The sequence below is a fragment of the Arenibacter sp. P308M17 genome (genome assembly GCF_003426735.1).
Taxonomy (GTDB): domain Bacteria; phylum Bacteroidota; class Bacteroidia; order Flavobacteriales; family Flavobacteriaceae; genus Arenibacter.
The window spans coordinates 271258-289263 of record NZ_QVON01000001.1 but is presented as its reverse complement, the minus strand read 5'-3'; the positions used below and the strand labels follow the sequence as shown (position 1 = coordinate 289263).

The following is an 18006-nucleotide window of genomic DNA, read 5'->3' as shown; positions in this document are numbered from 1 at the left end:
TTCTGGTTCCAATTATTACATTGGTAAATTGGCACATTTCCAAATTGGTACATTTCCAAATCATCCCATCTTCAAATTCTCAAATCAATTATAAAACACCTCCAATTGTTTCCATTGCTTGCTTCCGTAACCTTCAGGGTCATTTTTTTGCCTTTCTCCCGGATTACTTCGCCCATTTTCTATATAGGAAACCATTAGTCTTGTCAGTCCACTTTCCACCTCATGAAACTGTCCGTATAGATTGTTCCTTTCCTGAGGATCCTTGCTAAGATCGTACAACTGAAATTTGGGAAGTTCCCCAATGCCTTTAGAATCCGGTTTGGGATCGCTCCACCCACCCGATCCTGGACAAAAAATCATTTTCCAATTATCCTTTCTTATGGCAAAACTCCCATTGATGGAATGGTGCACCGTTGCTTCCCTTAGATACTTTTTGGAAGCAGGATCGGTCAATAGGGGCAAAAAGGAAAAACTATCCTCCCCTTCGTCCTCTTGTAGCTCGGCACCCACTATCTCTGCACAGGTAGCCAACAAATCCGTTGTGCAAATAGTTTTGTCCGATTCCGAATTAGGCTGGATCTTGGCAGGCCATTTTACCATAAAGGGCACTCTATGCCCTCCTTCAAAAATATCGGCCTTATGCCCTCTTAAAATTCCATTGGGACTATGCCCTTTGGCCAACATTTCATCAATCTTGGCAGCTGGGGAACAGCCATTGTCACTTGTAAAGATCACCATGGTATTTTCCTCTATTCCCGCTTGCCTTATTACCTTGTTCAATTGTCCCATATAGTCGTCTATCATCATCATAAAATCCCCATAAGGATTTAGATTACTTTTTCCCTCCCATGCTTCAGTGGGCAAGATCGGGGTATGGGGCGAAGGCAGGGCCAAATACAAAAAGAAGGGCGATTCCCCTTTAGACTTCTCTTCGATATAACCAAAGGCTTTTCTAAAAAAATTGGGGGTCACATCATCAAAATCAAAATCCCGTGCGGTAGGCCCCTTGCGCCACCAACCATAGGTGTCCTTACTTTCGGTAACGGAATCGGGGATCATGGTCGGCATCCCGTTTTCCACATATACATAGGGCGCCATATCCAGTGAACCACTATGCCCATAGGAGTATTCAAAACCCAGGGTGTTGGGTGAATTCCCAACCTCTTTGGAGAAATCCAAATTATCAAAATCCTCCGGATTCCAACCTTCAGCTGTTTCCAAATCGGGATTCTTAAGGGCCCAGTCCCACCCCAAATGCCATTTTCCAATAAATGCGGTTTCGTAGCCCTCTTCTTTGAGCAGGGAGGCCACCGTAGTTCTGCTTTTAGGGATCAATGCCTTGGAAATCCCTGTAAGTACTGAACTTTTTAATGGACTCCTCCAATTATACCTCCCGGTAATAATTCCATATCGGGTAGGAGTGCATACGGAAGATGAGGTATGGGCATCCGTAAAGATCATTCCTGCAGATCCCATTGCATCCAGATGGGGCGTTTTAATTTTACCTTCCGGATTATAGATTGCAATATCACCGTATCCAAGATCATCGGCCAACACATAGATAATATTCGGCCGCATTTCCTGGTTGACCGTTGACTTCCCATTAAGGGCATATATAGTTCCCCCAATCAATACTATTATAAAAAAATACGTATACCAACCCTTCATAGTGCTAATTCCTTACTGCCTGGTCGCCAGTGATAACCGACTTTTTTTTGATTCCTAAATATAGTTGGATTCAATTTCCACTACCAATTACAATTTTGATATATTTTCATTCATTGCGCATAAATACTACTCCAATAAAAAATCCAATTCCGCAATAGTCGCCGTTTTACCGTTTCCTGCAATTACTTTGGATGCAATCCCAATATATCTGGTATTTACCTTGGACTTCAGCATATGGGTTCTGGTCGTGGGATCGTTTATTAAGTTTCCGAACTGGAAGTCCTCCACATTTTTCCAGGATTTTCCATCTGCACTTACCCTAACCACACCCTTTTCTATCATCCCTTCGGAGGAAGACGTTTGGGGGGTGTATGTGAATCCACTGATGGCATATTCCTTACCAAGATCTATATTGATGAAATGGGTTCCCGCTTTTTCCGCAGAACTCCAGTAGGATAAGGGATCCCCATCATAGGCCTTTAAGGCCGTATGTTCCCCTTTAAAACTATCTTCCCCTACGGGCTTCCACTCTTTTTTTACAATTCCGAATAGCTGCGAAGTTACACTCCCCAATTTTCCATTTACTTCTGCTACCGCCTTCACCTCTCCCGAAGGCAAATTAAAGGACTGCCGATAAATTTCCGAAGCTGCTGTAGGTTCGCTACCGTCTGTGGAAAAACGAATGTTATAGCCAGAATTTATATTTCCGGCAATATCCTCCCCGTGGGGTTTCCAACCAAAGCTATCCTTTTTGGGAGAAATGGATACCGCCCCCTCTACCGATCTTTCAATGCTGAGTTGTGGAGGCCTCGCCTTATAATAATGTGCCGATACATTGGCTATGGCCGGATAAAAACGGGATTCCAGAATTCGGATGCGCAATTTTTGAGTGGTCACTTCTGGAAAACGTAAAATACGTTTATATCCTATATTGGTGGCGTCAGCAATTTCCTTCCACCCATTGTCCACCCAAGCGTCCAAGGCATGCCTTTCCACGCGTTCCCCGTGCGTATTTATGGCTTCCTGGATAGCCAACCTGTTTATGGTAATAGGGACATCGGTTTCAATAACCATCTCTTGGGCTCCCAGCCCCAAAAGTTCGAAACTTGCAGGGTCGTTATCCAAGATCCCTTGTGGTCCCTTGGCATCCGCCAACAAATTGGAACCATAGGTTTCATTGATCCTGACCCCCACTTCTTCCAGTACGGACACATCGGTAGGGGAAAATTTACCCTCCCTATTTGGGGGAATATTGAGAAGAAAAGTGGAATTACCCCCTACGGATCTTTCATACATATCGAATACATCGTCCGTACTACGCACTTTCTGGTCCTCATCATCCCTATAGAACCAGCCTTCACGGATAGAAGTATTGGTCTCGGCCTGTTGATAATGTAAATATTTGCCCTTGTATAGATCTTCCCTGCTCCCCAGGGATTCGTCCGTCAAATCCGCAAAACTGTTCATCTGATCGGGATCTTCCTGATAGGGAATTACATTCCATTCGGTATCCCTGGTTTTCCCGGCCTCGTTACCGCACCAACGAATATCCTCTTTCCCAAAAATTACCGCTTTTGGGGCCAAGGCCCTGATCAATTCCTTCCATGCCAAATAGTTGTATGTCTGGCCACCTTTTCTTTTCGGGTGGGCACCATCGAACCAAACTTCATGGATGGGTCCGTACTCGGTAAGCAGCTCAAAGAGTTGGTTCAGAAAATATTCGTTGTAGTCGTCCACTTTAAAAGTGAAGGTCGTTTTATTCTCAAATGGCCTTCCCTCCACTGGCCTTGGGATGGTCCTTTCGGTATACTCGCTTAAATTTCCATATAGCCCTTCCTTATTTTCAATTTGGAACAGATCTGCAGGGGACAGGTATACCCCTAATTTTAGGCCATATTTTTTACAGGACTCGGACAATTCCCTAAGGACATCGCCTTTGCCATCTTTAAAGGGAGAGGACATTACGCCATGCTTAGTATAACGACTTTGCCATAGTACAAAACCATCATGGTGCTTGGCGGTAAAAATGACCATTTTCATGCCGGCATCCTTCATGGCCCTGCACCATTGATCGGTATCCAAATTCTGGAGATCGAATATTTTAGGGTCTTCCATTCCATTTCCCCATTCCATCCTGGTAAAGGTGTTGGGACCAAAATGTATGAAGGCTATAAACTCGTTTTGCAGGGCCCCATACTGATTTGCTGTTGGCACCACATGGGCCGCCTTAAGTAAAATGGAATCTTTAGTGTCCGTATCTTTGACTTCTATGGTATTTGAAACCTGCATAGCCAAAGCATTGAACTTTGGTTTTTGTTCACAAGCTCCCAACAAACATATGATGGCCAAATATTGAAATATCCTACTCATTTATCATTTTTTTTAATAAGAATTACTTCTTGTGTTATGGGGTTATCATGTTATGAGGTTATGTTTTACAATTTCTATAATCTCCAAATCATCAAATTGCTACATTGTTTCATTGGTATATTGCTTCATTGGTACATTCTCTTCTTTCTGCCCCCTGCTACTGCCAACTGTCTTTCCTTTTTCAAATCTCTACCAATCCCATTTCAAACCCCGTATCTCCAAATCATCAAATTATCACATTGGTTCATTGGTACATTGATACATTGATACATTGGTTCATTGGTTCATTGGTTCATTATCACATTGCCACATTAAACCTATCCGTTCAATTTTATGTACCCCCCATCTATAGGAAAATCGGTTCCTGTGATAAAAGAGGCCTCGTCCGAGCAGAGATAAACGGCCAAATTTGCCACTTCCTCAGGTTTGCCCATCCTTCCAATAGGTTGGGATTTGGATAATTTTTCGAACATTTCCGCTTCCTTGCCAGGGTAGTTCTTTTTTATAAATCCGTCTACAAATGGGGTATGGATCCGCGCCGGGGAAATGCTATTACAGCGAATGCCCTGATCCAAATAATCCTTGGCCACGGAATAGGTCATGGTAAGCACTGCCCCTTTGGACATAGAGTAGGCAAATCTGTCCGATATACCAACTGTGGAGGCAATGGAAGCCATATTTAAAATGACCCCGCCCTTCTCCTTCATTTTGGTGATAACGGCATGCATACAATTATACACCCCTTTGATGTTTACATTATAGATCCTATCCATATCCTCCTCGGCGGTTCCTTCCAAATTTCCTACATGGGCAATTCCGGCGTTGTTCACCAAAATATGAATATAGCCCTCGTTACCAATGGCGGAAATTATTTGGGCCACCTGGGCATTATTGGACACATCACAGGCGTGAAAATTGGCCTTTCCTCCCATGGACTTGATTTCCCCAACAACACGTTCTCCATTTTCCGCATTAAATTCCAAGATGTGCACATGGGCACCTTGACCGGCAAACGCTTTGGATATGGCCTCACCAATCCCGCTGGCACCACCGGTGACAACTGCTATTTTGTTTTCTAGACTAAAAAGTGACATATTATATTTTAAATTAATTATACTCGATAATCGAGATTTAAACCTGCCTGTCGCAGGCAGGTGCTCCGACGCTTGCCCGCCCGTATCCGTTCGGACGGACCTGCCTTTGTCGGCAGACAGACGTCTAAATCAAACTTGAATTTACTTTCAATGCCTCGTGTCCCTATAACTATCGGGATTGCCCCGAGGTAGTTTACTATTATACTTTTCCCATTTATTTGGCTACGACCCCATCCTGCCAAATTACGCCTTCCGGAAAACTATAGTCCTCCAAGGATTGCTCTTTCATAGTGATACTATAACCTGGCATGGAAGGCGGCATATAAGCCCCGTTCCTTATTACCACAGGGTCATAAAAATGCTCGTGCAAATGATCTACATATTCTATTATCCGATTCTCCATAGAGCCGCTTATAGCGATATAATCTATCATAGAAAGGTGCTGTACATATTCGCAGAGCCCTACTCCCCCAGCGTGGGGACAAACAGGAATATTGAATTTAGCGGCCATTAAAAGGATGGCCAATATTTCATTTACCCCTCCAACCCTACAGCTATCTATCTGGCAGATACCAATGGCATTGGCCTGCATAAGTTGCTTAAAAACAACCCTGTTTTGGCAGTGTTCCCCAGTGGCCACTTTTATAGGGTGAACGGCTTTTGCTATTTTTGCATGGCCTAAAATATCGTCCGGACTAGTGGGTTCCTCGATCCACCATGGATCAAACTTTTTAAGTTCCGCCATATTGGCAATGGCCTCGTCCACATCCCATTTCTGGTTGGCATCCATCATAAGTTTTAAGTCGGTCCCGATCTCTTCCCTGATTATGGCCGCCCGCCGCATGTCGTCCTTTAGATCCGATCCTACCTTTATTTTCATATGCTTAAATCCGGATGCCTTGGCTTCCCTGCACAATCTCCTCATTTTATCGTCCGAATATCCCAACCACCCTGCTGAAGTAGTATAGGCAGGATAACCATTAGCCAATAAATTATCTATCCGCTGCTGTTTGGTAGCCACCTTTGATTCCAAAAGTTCCAAAGCTTCCTGAGGGCCAATGGCATCTGTGATGTAGGTGAAATCTATACAGGAAACCAATTCTTGGGGTGTCATGTCCGCCAATAGTTTCCACAAGGGTTTCTTTTCTACTTTGGCATAAAGATCCCAAACGGCGTTTACCACAGCTCCTGTAGCCAAGTGGATCACTCCTTTTTCAGGTCCCAACCAACGCAATTGACTGTCGCCCGTAATCATCTTCCAAAAGGCGCCCATATTGGCAGTGAAACTCCCCAACGATTTTCCTTTTACCAAGGGTGCCAATGAATGGATGGCAGCTGCACATAATTCATTACCCCTTCCAATGGTAAAGGTCAGTCCATGCCCCTCCAGATGGTCGGGATGATCGGTTTTTAGTATTACATAGGCTGCGGAATAGTCCGGATCCGGATTCATGGCGTCAGAACCATCCAGCGACTTGCTGGTAGGAAATCGGACATCTTTTACCAGAACATCCGTAATTATAATTTTACTGTTCATTATGTTTAAAATTGATCACAACAAAACTAATCCCAAAGCTTATCTATGACAACCACAAGAAGTACCAATATCAATACTTTCTTTGCCATTAAATAAGATACATATTAATTTTGAGTATGAAGTTTAATATAATCTGAAGGCGACATCCCGGTTATGGACTTAAAGTGCCTGTTAAAATTTGAAATATTGTTAAATCCGGATTCATAACAGACAGGGGTAATGCTATTCTTGTTCTCGATCAGCAATTTACAGGCATAACCAATTCGAATTTCATTTAAATAACGGGTAAAGGTCTTTCTGTGAATACGCTTAAAAAACCTACTAAAGGCAGAAGGATTCATTTTGGCTATCTCCGCCACATCCTTGGAGCCGATAGGCTGATTGAAATTTTTAAAGACAAACTCATAAATTTCATCCAACCCTTTATTATCGGTCTTGTTAAAGGAATTTAAAAACCCTGGACTCGACAATAGCTGATACTCCTCATGATTTGCCAATTTGTACAAAATTTCAATAAGCTTTATTGTTTTGTCAAAAGGTTCATGGCTATGAAGTTTCTTAATTTTCTCAATAAGTCTGGAATCCATATTGGAGAATTTAATCCCCTGCCCGGCCCTTTTGATCAATTGTAATATCGGCTTCATTTCTATGGCATTCAAAAATTCCATCCCTAAAAAATCTTCCTTAAAATGGATGGCTATTGCCTCCGACTCCAGGCCTGAATCGGCCTCAAAATAGATCTCATCATTAAGCCACATATGAGGTAGGTTTTTACCAATAAGTACGAGATCTCCTTCAGAGAATTTTTCAATTCCATCCCCAATAAAACGGGTACCGGTACTCTTGGCAATGTAAACCAATTCCAACTCCGGGTGGTAATGCCACACTTTTAAGAAATGGGAATACCTATTATAGGTAACCGTAAAGGAACTATTCTGTAAACTGGCCCTATTAAGAAGGTGTAATTTCATAAAAAATAAACGGCTTAATTGAGATTATAAATATACATCTTTTTTTGTACTGATACATAATTGGCAAAAAAAGTATTGCTAAATGTGTAAATTTTAGTTGAAATGAAAGAAATTACATCATATATTCGGATATTAACATGAAGTGGTTCCTTTTTCTTAAGGAAATTACTAACTTAAATTACTCAAAACCCAACTCCTTCAATTGCTTGTAAAATGTTAGGACAACCCTTAGACCAACTGATTGTTTCCCTGAAAAAGGGAAACAGGGCGGCATTCAAGACCATATTTGATCTGTATGAAAAAAGGCTGTACTATTTTATACATTCCATAACCAAGTCGGATTATGCCTCCGAGGAAATACTACAGGAGGTATTCATAAAGATTTGGACAAAAAGAGAAACCATAGATGCAAGACAATCTTTTGATGCCTTTCTATTTACCATAGCCAAAAATTCAACCTACAATTATTTAAGGAGTATTGCTTGTCAAGAATCCTTAAAAAAGGAATATTGGAAAAACATTAGTCTATTAAACGAGGAAACCGAAAACACTATTCTCCTTGCCGAATATGAGGATTTGGTCAATGATATATTGGAAAACATTCCCACTCAAAAACGCAGCATCTTCATTTTGTCCAAACAACAGGGAAAGAGCAATGAGGAAATAGCCGATCTTTTGGGAATAACCCAAAAAACGGTGAAAAACCATCTCTGGAAGACCTTACAAATTATCAGGACAGAATTAAAACCGCATATGGCAGACACCATATATTTTTTTCTATTCGCTCTCCTTCTTCCAGCCTAATTTATCTATTTCGTAAAAAAAATACATTTAATTTGGGACTTTTTCATTTTTGAGGTGTATTACTTATACAACCCATAATACGGCTATCAAAATACAATAGATGCAAAACAAGAACAAATTGGAGAAGCTCTTCCAAAAATTGGTGGACAATACCATTTCCGAGAAGGAATTGGATTGTTTAATGGAGCTTATCAATAGTTCCGATCCAAATGACCTTATGAACGGAATTTTGGCCAAGCATTGGGAAAATGTAAAAATAGGAAACCTGCCCATCAAGAAAAGAATAAAAGGAGATTCCGAAATTCTATTGAACAAAATACTTTTCAAAATAAAGGGTATTGAAAAGAAAAAAAAAGTTAGGTTATTTTTTCCACAATCAGATATTGGATTTTGGTCCGGTATTGCAGCAACCTTCCTAGTGCTGATTGGTGTTTACTTTTATAACCAAAACACATTGGGAGCCGCTACCACTCCAACAGATATTGAAAACAAGCCGAATTCCGAGCTAATTACATTGCAATTGGACAATGGTACTGTTGAAACCATTTCGCTGAACGGAGAGCGAAAAATTACCACTACCAATGGAAATTTGGTGGCTTCACAGCAGGGAAACTCTTTACAATATAACAGTACCGAAGCTCAGGACAAATTGGTTTACAATACCCTCAACATTCCCTATGGACGGGAATTCGACCTTGTCCTCTCCGATGGCACCAAGGTAAAATTAAATTCAGGAAGCTCCATTAAATATCCGGTCAGTTTCCTTAAGGGGCAGGAGAGAAAAGTTTTTTTAAAAGGGGAAGCATATTTTGACGTTACCACAGATAAGGCCCATCCATTTATTGTAAACGTGGACGAAATGAACATAAGGGTATTGGGCACCCAATTTAACCTTTCTCACTATCCGGAAGATGAGGACATCAGCACCGTGCTGGTAGAAGGGGCCGTGGTCCTATACAAGGAAGGGGCCAACATGGGATCAAATACTACGGCCCAACTGGTACCCGGACAAAGGGCGGCATGGAACAAGACCAATAATACCATGACCGTAAAAGAGGTGGACACCAATATCTACACGGCATGGAAAGATGGGTATCTTTTATTCAAGGCCTCCCCTTTTTATAGTATTAGGGCAAAACTGGAACGTCATTTCAATATTAGTATAGAAGATAGAAGCGGGAGATTGGAAAATCAAATATACACCGCTACATTTAGAAATGAGACTATTGAAGAAATCATGGACGCCTTCAAAGAAGATACTCCCTTTGAATATGTACGCGAAGGTTCCAAAATTATTATACTCGAAACTAATACTAACTTAAATAAGACGCCAATGAACAATAAATGAGAATTAGGAACACTGGACAAATCGCTTTCACAAAAAAAGCCGGAAAATGTTGGAGCATTTCCCGGCATAAGAAAGTGATATAAACAAACGAAATGTTTAATCACCAAACCTTTACAAAAGTATGAAAAAATTGAATCTAGTAGGGCCTTTCCATTCGGATTGGCTAAGTAAACATCATTTAAAGATGAAACTAACGACCCTATTACTAATAGTTTCTCTATTTAAAATTCAGGCCAACACCTATGGCCAGAATACAAAAATCACATTAAGCCTAAATAACGTTAGCGTTCAACAGGTTTTTGAGGAAATAGAATCCCTTTCCGATTTCAGGTTTCTGTACAACCATAAAAAGGTAAATTTAAAGAGAACTGTCTCCGTAAATGTGAAGAAAGAACCTATTTCAAATATCTTGGACAGGATGTTTGAAGCAACAGATATCTATTTTACCGTTAAGAACAAGCAGATTATATTAAAAACGGGTAAAATACGCAAATCTGTCGACCCCGTAAATAATCCCATTGAACAACATACCGTAAACGGAACCATTACCGATGCGGACGGCAACCCCCTACCGGGGGCAAATATCGTGGAAAAAGGAACCACTAATGGGGTTACGGCCGATTTTGACGGCAACTTTTCACTGGATGTGGCCAATGAAAATGCAACCTTGGTTATAAGCTATATTGGCTTTGCCTCAAAAGAAGTACCCCTTAATGGGCAATCCTCTGTTTCCATTAGCTTGGAGGAAAGTGCAGCAGGATTGGACGAGGTTGTGCTGATCGGTTATGGAACACAGAAAAAGAGTGACCTAACCGGGGCTGTGGGCTCCATTAAGTCCGAAGAGTTGGCAGAAAGGCCGGCAGCCTCCTTAAACCAGGCCATGGCCGGGAAGGTAGCAGGGGTAAACATAACCTCCGGCTCCGGACGACCAGGAGGTAGGACCGTAGTACGGATCCGTGGCAATACCTCGGTAAGTATCGCCAATACTCCCCTTTATGTAATTGATGGTGTAATCCTTAATGCAGTGAATTTACCTAACGGCAGTACCCCGATAGATTACCTGAACCCTAATGATATCGAATCCATTGAAGTATTAAAGGATGCTTCCGCAACTGCCATTTATGGAGCCAGGGGCGCCAATGGGGTAATACTGGTGTCTACCAAAAAAGGTACGACCACCGGTGAAACCCGACTTAATTACGATGTGGATTTCAGTTTGGGAACCTTACCTAAAAAGCTTGATCTGTTGAATTCGGAAGAGTTTCTTCGCGTTGAGGAAATTGCCTATGCCAATGCCGAAAAATTCGACCCTGAAGGATGGGCCGGGGGAAGATATACCGACCCCAGATTAAAGAGGACCGATCCCAGGCTTTTTGACGCCAACGGCAACCCCCTATATGATACCGATTGGCAAGATGAGGCCATTAGGGCGGCCCTTACCCAAAACCATCAGCTTTCCTTTACCGGTGGTAACCAAAAATCAAATTTCGGGCTATTTATGGGCTTTAGGGATGAAGAAGGATTAATCGTGGAATCTTGGCTAAAGCGTTACTCCGGCAGGTTTACTTTGGACACGGAAGTAACCGATTGGTTAAGGGTTGGAGGCAGCCTGAGCTACAACGACCAAAACGAAAAGCAGGTAGATCAACTTGGAGGCGGCGGTATCACTACCATGCGCCAAGTATATGAGGCCTTGCCCATTATCCCCGTTCGATATGAAGATGGCAGTTGGGGATCCAATATAGACTATCCAGGAATGGAAGGTGGCGGCAGCCCAGTAGCGGTTGCCAACGATCGTAGATACTTCCTTAAGACCCAGACCGTTCTCGGCAACTTCTACGGTAATATTGAATTTAATAAAAACCTTCAATTGCGAACCACCATAGGTACCAGTATTATCAACCAAAGAAACGATTATTACGGAGGTAAGGACCTAAGATATATAGCCATGCCCGATGGTGCCGCCAGTGTCGCCAACTCCCGTTATAATTCATGGCAATTTGAAAATTATTTGACCTATAACAAGGATTTTGACAGCAATAATTCCATAACGGCCATGGTAGGGCTTTCCTGGCAACATATAGATGAATTCAGCGCAACAGCATCCACTAGAGGGTTTGCGGATGATTTTTACGGTTTTAACAACCTTGGTGCAGGTTCCAACCCACAGGCTCCCTCTTCGAGCAAGGTAGCTTACGGTCTCAACTCTTATTTTGGGCGTGTCAACTATAACTACATGAACAAATATTTGTTGACCCTTACCGGTAGGGCCGACGGATCCTCAAAATTTGGACCGGAAAATCAGTTTGCCTTTTTCCCTTCTGCGGCATTGGCCTGGAGGGCTTCCGAAGAGGATTTTCTCTCGGAGAGCGAAACCATTTCCAATCTTAAAATCAGGGCCAGTTACGGGGCAACGGGCAACTCAGAACTACCGGCCTACCAAGCCTTGGCAGGCCTGTCCAATGGAACGGTAATTTTAGATGATGCCCTAGCCACTTATACCGTAGCGGGCCGTATGGCCAATCCGGATTTAAAATGGGAGAAAACAGAACAAGTGGATGCCGGCATTGAATTGGGCCTTTTAAACAATCGCATTGGACTGGAGCTTGATGTATATAGAAAGTTGACCACGGATATGCTCCTAAATGCGCCCATACCCTCCTCCAGTGGTTTTACCAATGTGTTTAGAAACGTTGGAAGCCTGGAAAACAAGGGTATCGAAATCAATTTGAATACGGTCAATTTTGATAATGACCTTTTTGGCTGGAGCAGTAACTTTAATATTTCAATCAATAAGAACGAAGTAATTGCGCTTTCAGGAGGTTCCGATATTTTCTTGGGATCTACCCTGATCCGTGTTGGCGAGCCTTTAGGTACTTTCTTCGGATATATTGATGAGGGCACATGGAACACCGATGAGGCGGCCCAGGCAGCTATCTACGACAGATTGCCCGGGGATATCAAATACCGCGACCTTAATAACGATGGGGCCATCAATAGCGATGACCGGGCCATCATCGGAAAAGGTATTGCGGATGGTTTTGGAACCTTTTCCAATACCTTTAGGTATGGCAATTTTGAGCTATTGGTAGACCTGCAATTTCAATATGGCAATAGTGTAATGTATCGTGACGAACACTCTGCAGAAGACCGCCAGACCATTGCCAATAGCTTCAAGACCGTCCTTAATGCGTGGACCCCGGACAATCAGGATACCGATATAGCCCAGATAAGACCAATTGCGGCCGGATATGACACCAACAACGATTCAGGAAAATTAAAGGATGCTTCCTTTTTAAGGGGAAGAAATTTGATGCTGTCCTATGTCTTCAAACCGGAATTGGTAGAGCGCTTGCACCTGAATCGTTTCAGGGTATACGCCTCGGTGCAGAACTTTTTTGTATCGACCAAATATCCGGGGTATGACCCTGAAAGTTCGAATGGCGGTGGCGCTTTTGATCAAGGATTCTCACTGTACGATTATCCTAGGCCCCGAACCTTTATGCTAGGACTAAATATTGGACTATAACCATATAAAAGATAAAAAAAATGAAATTCTATAAAAACTTTATAAGAGCTATAGCCGTCGTAACCACAATATCAAGTATAACGGCCTGTAGTAATTTTTTGGATGAAGAAGATGAGTCTAACTTCACCACCGACACTTACTTTACCACGGCTGCACATGCCGAAAGTGCGGTTAATGGATTGTACCAACCCCTGATTCCGATTACCAGCAGTGGATTTGGCGGAGGTACCTGGTTAATGCTCGAGTTTGCCACTGGTCTGGCCAATACCTCTTTGGGACAGGCTACCAATATATACCTGGTAAAGGATCTAATTAACAATTCCGACAATGGATATGGCAATAGTTTCTGGACCGGATATTATTCCGGCATCTCCAGGGCCAATCTGGCCATAGAGAAAATCCCTGAAATAAATATGGATGAGACCGATAAGGAAAATTATTTGGCCACAGCAAAATTCTTTAGGGCCTACTATTATTTTGGTTTGGTAAGAATGTTCGGGAATATTCCCATTATCACCAATTCGGTAGATTTGGGCTCGGAGCAGTTATACCCTGAACAATCGTCGCCCGAAGCGGTATATGATTTGATTGTCAGCGATCTTACAGATGCGGAAAATGCCAACTTACCTTGGAGGGATGCATCGGGAAGGGTATCTATGGGAGCCATTAAAACACTGTTGGCAGATGTATATCTGACCATGGCGGGCTACCCCCTCCAAAAAACCGAGAATTACGCACTTGCCGCCGCCAAAGCCAAAGAGGTGATCGATTCGGAAGAGTTTGGTCTTTTTGAAACCTATGACGAGCTGCACGACCCTGCGACCAAAAATACAGGGGAATATATCTTTATGACCCAGTTCGCGGCGGGTATCCAATCTGGTAACTGGCAAGCAGCGATTTTACCATATAACTTGGGAATTTCGGCCTATTCCGACCAAACCGGAGGTATCTTTTCAACAAATGCCTTTGTGGATTCTTATGAGACGGGCGACAAGAGGGCAGAAGAAAAGCAATTCTATTTTACAAGCTATTCCTTGGAGGCCGATCGCAACAGCAGTATCAATCTAGGAGCACCATATATCTATAAACTTTTTGATATTACCGCCAATGAAGGAAGTGCCCAATCGGACTTGAACTGGTGCATTTATAGATATGCCGACGTATTGTTGATGTATGCGGAAGCATCGAACGAAGCCCAAAGCGGGCCTACAACAGAGGCATATGATGCAGTCAATCTAGTTCGGGATCGTGCCGAGCTTGCCGATCTCACCGGTCTTTCACAGGATGCCTTTAGGGAAGCGGTACGAATAGAGCGAATCCATGAGCTTAGTTTCGAAAACAAGACATGGTTCGACATGGTTAGATGGAGAAAGGCATATAACACGGAAACCAATGCTTTGGAAGATTTTGTGGGGCATAATTTCTCGTACCTGCCAAATAAGGCACTTACCGCAAGGGAACTCTTATTCCCCATACCCACCTCCGAGATGCAGAATAATCCAAATCTGGAACAAAACACAGGTTACTGATTCATTTAAGGAATGGATATGATTTTTTTGAAATCCCAAAAAGTTTCAAAAAAAACAATTACAGGACACGGGCAGGAATTTTCTTCCCGTGTTTTTGTTTTCTACTTAAACAAAGAACCAAAAATCGAATCAATTTGATAGTAGCCCACACCTGCTTCTTTTAACTTTTTTGCCTCTTCACCGGCTTCCTCCATCATATTGTTAGCTTTCAATGCCCAAGCATTGATTATCCCAACAGCCATTATACCATGCCTCCCTGTCCATTCCACATCCTCTTTTGATATACTTTTAGAAAACAAATAATAGTCTTTAGGATTAAACCCTGGCTTGAGCATATTATCCTGAAGCTGTTGGCGTGTGCAACTGAGTTTTACTTTCCCAGTGAAGAAGGCAGTGGATTCATCCGTTCCGATCATCATGGCATGCTCCAAACGTTCATACTTCTTTAATAATGCCACTACTTCCCCAAATAAATCGATATCGTACCCTTTAATTTTATTATCGACCATCACCTGTAGATCGCTTTCTTGACAAAACTTCAGCGCTTCTTCAAAAGAAAGGACCCTATTACCCAAATCCCCTTTTAATTCCTTTACCTCATTCCAATCCATTTCCGATACGGTTTTATTTACCCCATAGTATCTCCTAAAATTTGAATCATGATGGATAATCAGAACACTGTCCCGTGTTAAACGCAAATCAACCTCGACCATCCAATATCCCTCTTCTGAAGCCTTTTTCAACGAAGCAATACTGTTTTCCGCAGTTTGGTCATCAACAACTCCTCCGCGATGGGCTATCAAATGATATTTATCTTCTCCTTTATGTTTATTAAACTGTCCGAATATAAGACTTTGAATAAAGAGACATCCAATTAGGAGGAAACGGGATATTAGTATAGTGGCTTTCATTTTATTGTTAATTAACAATTTATGTAATTAAAAGGCTCGGAACAAACTGAAAAACAAGTCGTAAAACCTGTTTATGCAAATTCATCCGTAACAAGATTACAAGTTAGTGAAAATTGTAATTGTGTATAAATCGGAGCTTCAATATAAGTGCCAACAGGAAAGCAAGATAAGGTCAACGAAGGAGTTAACCCCTAAAAGGCCACCACCTTGGTATGGTGACCCGTAAAAACCTAATTAGTACTTTGCTTTTAGACATTCTTCTAAAATTATATATCCTATATATACCATATAATTATTATTCTATGCTAAAAATGCAAAAAATGTATCATTAATAATCATTAAATTGGTAGCCTAGAGGATATTTACATCATATCTTGCCTAAGATTTCATTCATGAAATGAATTGACATACATAATATTAGAGTTTTAATGATTTTCAGGCTTGTTTCAAGTTCCTCTAAATAGGCCTGTTAAAATTGAGTTGAGTTAGTTTTGAAAAATCCGGATACCCTAGTGGTTCCGGATTTTTTTATTAAGGTAAGTGGTGTAGGTTTATTTTATATTTCATTCTCCACTATGCAAACTTCTATAAGATCGGGGGGTAGACCCCGTAAACTTCTTAAAAGTGACAGCAAAATATTGGGAGGAACCAAAACCCAGACCAAAGGCTACTTTAGTTACCGAGTTACCGGACAATAAATCTATTTTGGCCTGTTCAATCTTTAATCGGTTAACAAATTCCCTAGGCGGCATACCCGTTTTCGATTTAAACCAAAACTTAAAATACCCCACGGACATCCCAATTAGATTTGCCATTTCATCCACATAAATTGTCCTATGCAGATTTTTATGAATAAACTTGTTCAGGTCATTCAGCTTTACGGATGGCGGACTTTGTTGGGGACTATTGGACAGCATAACGGTTTCCAATAGTAATTGGGCAATCAACTGATCCACCATTATTCTAGACAACAAGGAATCAAAATTCTCCAACTGAACCAACAGTTTCTCCAAAATAAATTTTAGTTGAAAGGAGCCCTTGAAAACATGTTGCGATTTATCCAGAAGCCCAGCAAGCAAAAATTCGGAATGCTCTTTGGGCATATTGCATAGTTTCCCTTTGGAACTATCTACAAGCAATTGAATCCAAAACAGTTCTCCCTTATCTTCCGGAAATTCCCCCGTGCTATGAACAGTATTAGGGGGTACTACAAAAATATCATTACCGTTAAGCTCATACAATTCCTCCCCAATCTTATAGTGTTGTTGCCCTTTCATACAGTAGCAAATTTCCAAAGCTCCTTTATGTTGATGACGTTCAAGACCCGGCTTTACCTGTTTATAACGATAATGCCCAATGGCCAATCCTCTTTTAACCCCATAATCCTGTAAATTAAACACCCGTCTTTCCTGTGCTCCAATATCCATGATAAAATGTATAAAAAAGTAATATAGTACAAAATTGATAGCTATTTATCTATTTTAACTACATCTTTGATGCACACAAATGAGCAGCATGGAAACAAAAAGATCCAAATTCATCAAGGATGGATTTATTAAAATAGAGCATTTAATCACACAAGAGGAAGTGGACTCTCTCAGGACCATTTACGACGGGTTGTTAGGGGACAAAGTGAAAACCGCCCACCTGCGAAGTGACCTTGCAGGCGCGGATAATAGTACCAATAGTAGGGTGGAGCGTATTACCCAAATTATGAGACCCAGCACCATAGCCCATGAACTCATTAATAACAGTGCCTATAAAAAAGCGGAACAATGGGCCAAAGACCTACTAGGCGAAGATATGGAACTGGATTTTGACATGATGATCAATAAGGCCCCTTATACCAATACCCCAACCCCTTGGCACCAGGACGCTGCCTATTGGATAGCCATGCCAGACAAAAGATCGGCCAGTTGTTGGATTGCATTGGACAAGGTGTTCGTAGAAAATGGATGTATGTGGTTTATCCCAAAAACAGAAGATAATGCCATCCTGCCCCACAAAAACCTACCCAATGGGGGAGCCCTATACTGCGAAATAGACAGTTCAAAGGCTTTAAGTATGCCCCTAAATCCAGGTGGATGCACCTTTCATGACGGCTTTACGCTTCACTTTAGCCGGGGCAACACCACCGAAACCCATAGAAGGGCATTGATCCTAAACTTTAGGCCCAAAAAAATGATCGATTATGAGCGGGAACAAGGGGTAGATCATACTGGCGAAAGAAAGCAGAGAAATTAAA

General features: G+C 41.8%; 12 protein-coding genes. 5 read left to right on the top strand and 7 right to left on the bottom strand.

Going from position 1 to position 18006, the window contains the following annotated elements; translation table 11 throughout:
- Positions 1-84: 84 nt before the first annotated feature.
- The 5 genes from D0S24_RS01230 to D0S24_RS01210 form a co-directional block, all read right to left on the bottom strand.
- Positions 85-1668, bottom strand: coding sequence for an arylsulfatase (locus D0S24_RS01230; RefSeq protein ID WP_117018043.1), 1584 nt, complete (start codon positions 1666-1668; stop codon positions 85-87).
- 126 nt (positions 1669-1794) lie between these two features.
- Entirely contained in the window at positions 1795-4038 is a 2244-nt protein-coding gene (locus D0S24_RS01225; protein WP_117018042.1) for an alpha-L-fucosidase, read from the bottom strand.
- 317 nt (positions 4039-4355) lie between these two features.
- Positions 4356-5132 carry an SDR family NAD(P)-dependent oxidoreductase gene (locus tag D0S24_RS01220; RefSeq protein ID WP_117018041.1) on the bottom strand — a complete coding sequence of 259 codons (777 nt, stop codon included), beginning with the start codon at positions 5130-5132 and terminating at the stop codon, positions 4356-4358.
- Between the two features lie 214 nt (positions 5133-5346).
- Positions 5347-6669 carry an L-fuconate dehydratase gene (locus D0S24_RS01215; RefSeq protein WP_117018040.1) on the bottom strand — a complete coding sequence of 441 codons (1323 nt, stop codon included), beginning with the start codon at positions 6667-6669 and terminating at the stop codon, positions 5347-5349.
- Positions 6670-6773: 104 nt separating this feature from the next.
- Positions 6774-7640, bottom strand: coding sequence for an AraC family transcriptional regulator (locus D0S24_RS01210; RefSeq protein WP_117018039.1), 867 nt, complete (start codon positions 7638-7640; stop codon positions 6774-6776).
- 213 nt (positions 7641-7853) lie between these two features.
- Between D0S24_RS01210 and D0S24_RS01205 the strand changes: the two genes are divergently transcribed.
- The 4 genes from D0S24_RS01205 to D0S24_RS01190 all read left to right on the top strand — a co-directional run bounded on the left by D0S24_RS01205 (position 7854) and on the right by D0S24_RS01190 (position 14850).
- Positions 7854-8444, top strand: a complete 591-nt coding sequence (locus D0S24_RS01205; protein ID WP_117018038.1) for an RNA polymerase sigma-70 factor — start codon at positions 7854-7856, stop codon at positions 8442-8444.
- Between the two features lie 100 nt (positions 8445-8544).
- Positions 8545-9792, top strand: coding sequence for a FecR family protein (locus tag D0S24_RS01200; protein WP_117018037.1), 1248 nt, complete (start codon positions 8545-8547; stop codon positions 9790-9792).
- Positions 9793-9913: 121 nt separating this feature from the next.
- Positions 9914-13321 (top strand): TonB-dependent receptor, encoded by a 3408-nt coding sequence (locus D0S24_RS01195; RefSeq protein WP_117018036.1) that lies wholly within the window; start codon positions 9914-9916, stop codon positions 13319-13321.
- Between the two features lie 20 nt (positions 13322-13341).
- Positions 13342-14850, top strand: a complete 1509-nt coding sequence (locus tag D0S24_RS01190) for a RagB/SusD family nutrient uptake outer membrane protein (protein WP_117018035.1) — start codon at positions 13342-13344, stop codon at positions 14848-14850.
- A 101-nt stretch (positions 14851-14951) separates the two neighbouring features.
- Here the strand turns inward: D0S24_RS01190 and D0S24_RS01185 are convergent, their stop codons facing one another.
- Positions 14952-15761 carry a glycerophosphodiester phosphodiesterase family protein gene (locus D0S24_RS01185; RefSeq protein ID WP_117018034.1) on the bottom strand — a complete coding sequence of 270 codons (810 nt, stop codon included), beginning with the start codon at positions 15759-15761 and terminating at the stop codon, positions 14952-14954.
- 563 nt (positions 15762-16324) lie between these two features.
- Positions 16325-17188 carry an AraC family transcriptional regulator gene (locus D0S24_RS01180; protein WP_220377710.1) on the bottom strand — a complete coding sequence of 288 codons (864 nt, stop codon included), beginning with the start codon at positions 17186-17188 and terminating at the stop codon, positions 16325-16327.
- 88 nt (positions 17189-17276) lie between these two features.
- Here D0S24_RS01180 and D0S24_RS01175 point away from each other — a divergent pair, with 88 nt between their 5' ends.
- Positions 17277-18005, top strand: coding sequence for a phytanoyl-CoA dioxygenase family protein (locus D0S24_RS01175; protein WP_117018552.1), 729 nt, complete (start codon positions 17277-17279; stop codon positions 18003-18005).
- Position 18006: the final 1 nt, after the last annotated feature.

What these genes read in the sequence shown, in the direction of transcription:
- D0S24_RS01230 (WP_117018043.1), bottom strand. Translation starts at nt 1,668, where the DNA reads ATGAAGGGTTGGTATACGTATTTTTTTATAATAGTATTGATTGGGGGA.
- D0S24_RS01225 (WP_117018042.1), bottom strand. Translation starts at nt 4,038, where the DNA reads ATGAGTAGGATATTTCAATATTTGGCCATCATATGTTTGTTGGGAGCT.
- D0S24_RS01220 (WP_117018041.1), bottom strand. Translation starts at nt 5,132, where the DNA reads ATGTCACTTTTTAGTCTAGAAAACAAAATAGCAGTTGTCACCGGTGGT.
- D0S24_RS01215 (WP_117018040.1), bottom strand. Translation starts at nt 6,669, where the DNA reads ATGAACAGTAAAATTATAATTACGGATGTTCTGGTAAAAGATGTCCGA.
- D0S24_RS01210 (WP_117018039.1), bottom strand. Translation starts at nt 7,640, where the DNA reads ATGAAATTACACCTTCTTAATAGGGCCAGTTTACAGAATAGTTCCTTT.
- D0S24_RS01205 (WP_117018038.1), top strand. Translation starts at nt 7,854, where the DNA reads ATGTTAGGACAACCCTTAGACCAACTGATTGTTTCCCTGAAAAAGGGA.
- D0S24_RS01200 (WP_117018037.1), top strand. Translation starts at nt 8,545, where the DNA reads ATGCAAAACAAGAACAAATTGGAGAAGCTCTTCCAAAAATTGGTGGAC.
- D0S24_RS01195 (WP_117018036.1), top strand. Translation starts at nt 9,914, where the DNA reads ATGAAAAAATTGAATCTAGTAGGGCCTTTCCATTCGGATTGGCTAAGT.
- D0S24_RS01190 (WP_117018035.1), top strand. Translation starts at nt 13,342, where the DNA reads ATGAAATTCTATAAAAACTTTATAAGAGCTATAGCCGTCGTAACCACA.
- D0S24_RS01185 (WP_117018034.1), bottom strand. Translation starts at nt 15,761, where the DNA reads ATGAAAGCCACTATACTAATATCCCGTTTCCTCCTAATTGGATGTCTC.
- D0S24_RS01180 (WP_220377710.1), bottom strand. Translation starts at nt 17,188, where the DNA reads ATGGATATTGGAGCACAGGAAAGACGGGTGTTTAATTTACAGGATTAT.
- D0S24_RS01175 (WP_117018552.1), top strand. Translation starts at nt 17,277, where the DNA reads ATGGAAACAAAAAGATCCAAATTCATCAAGGATGGATTTATTAAAATA.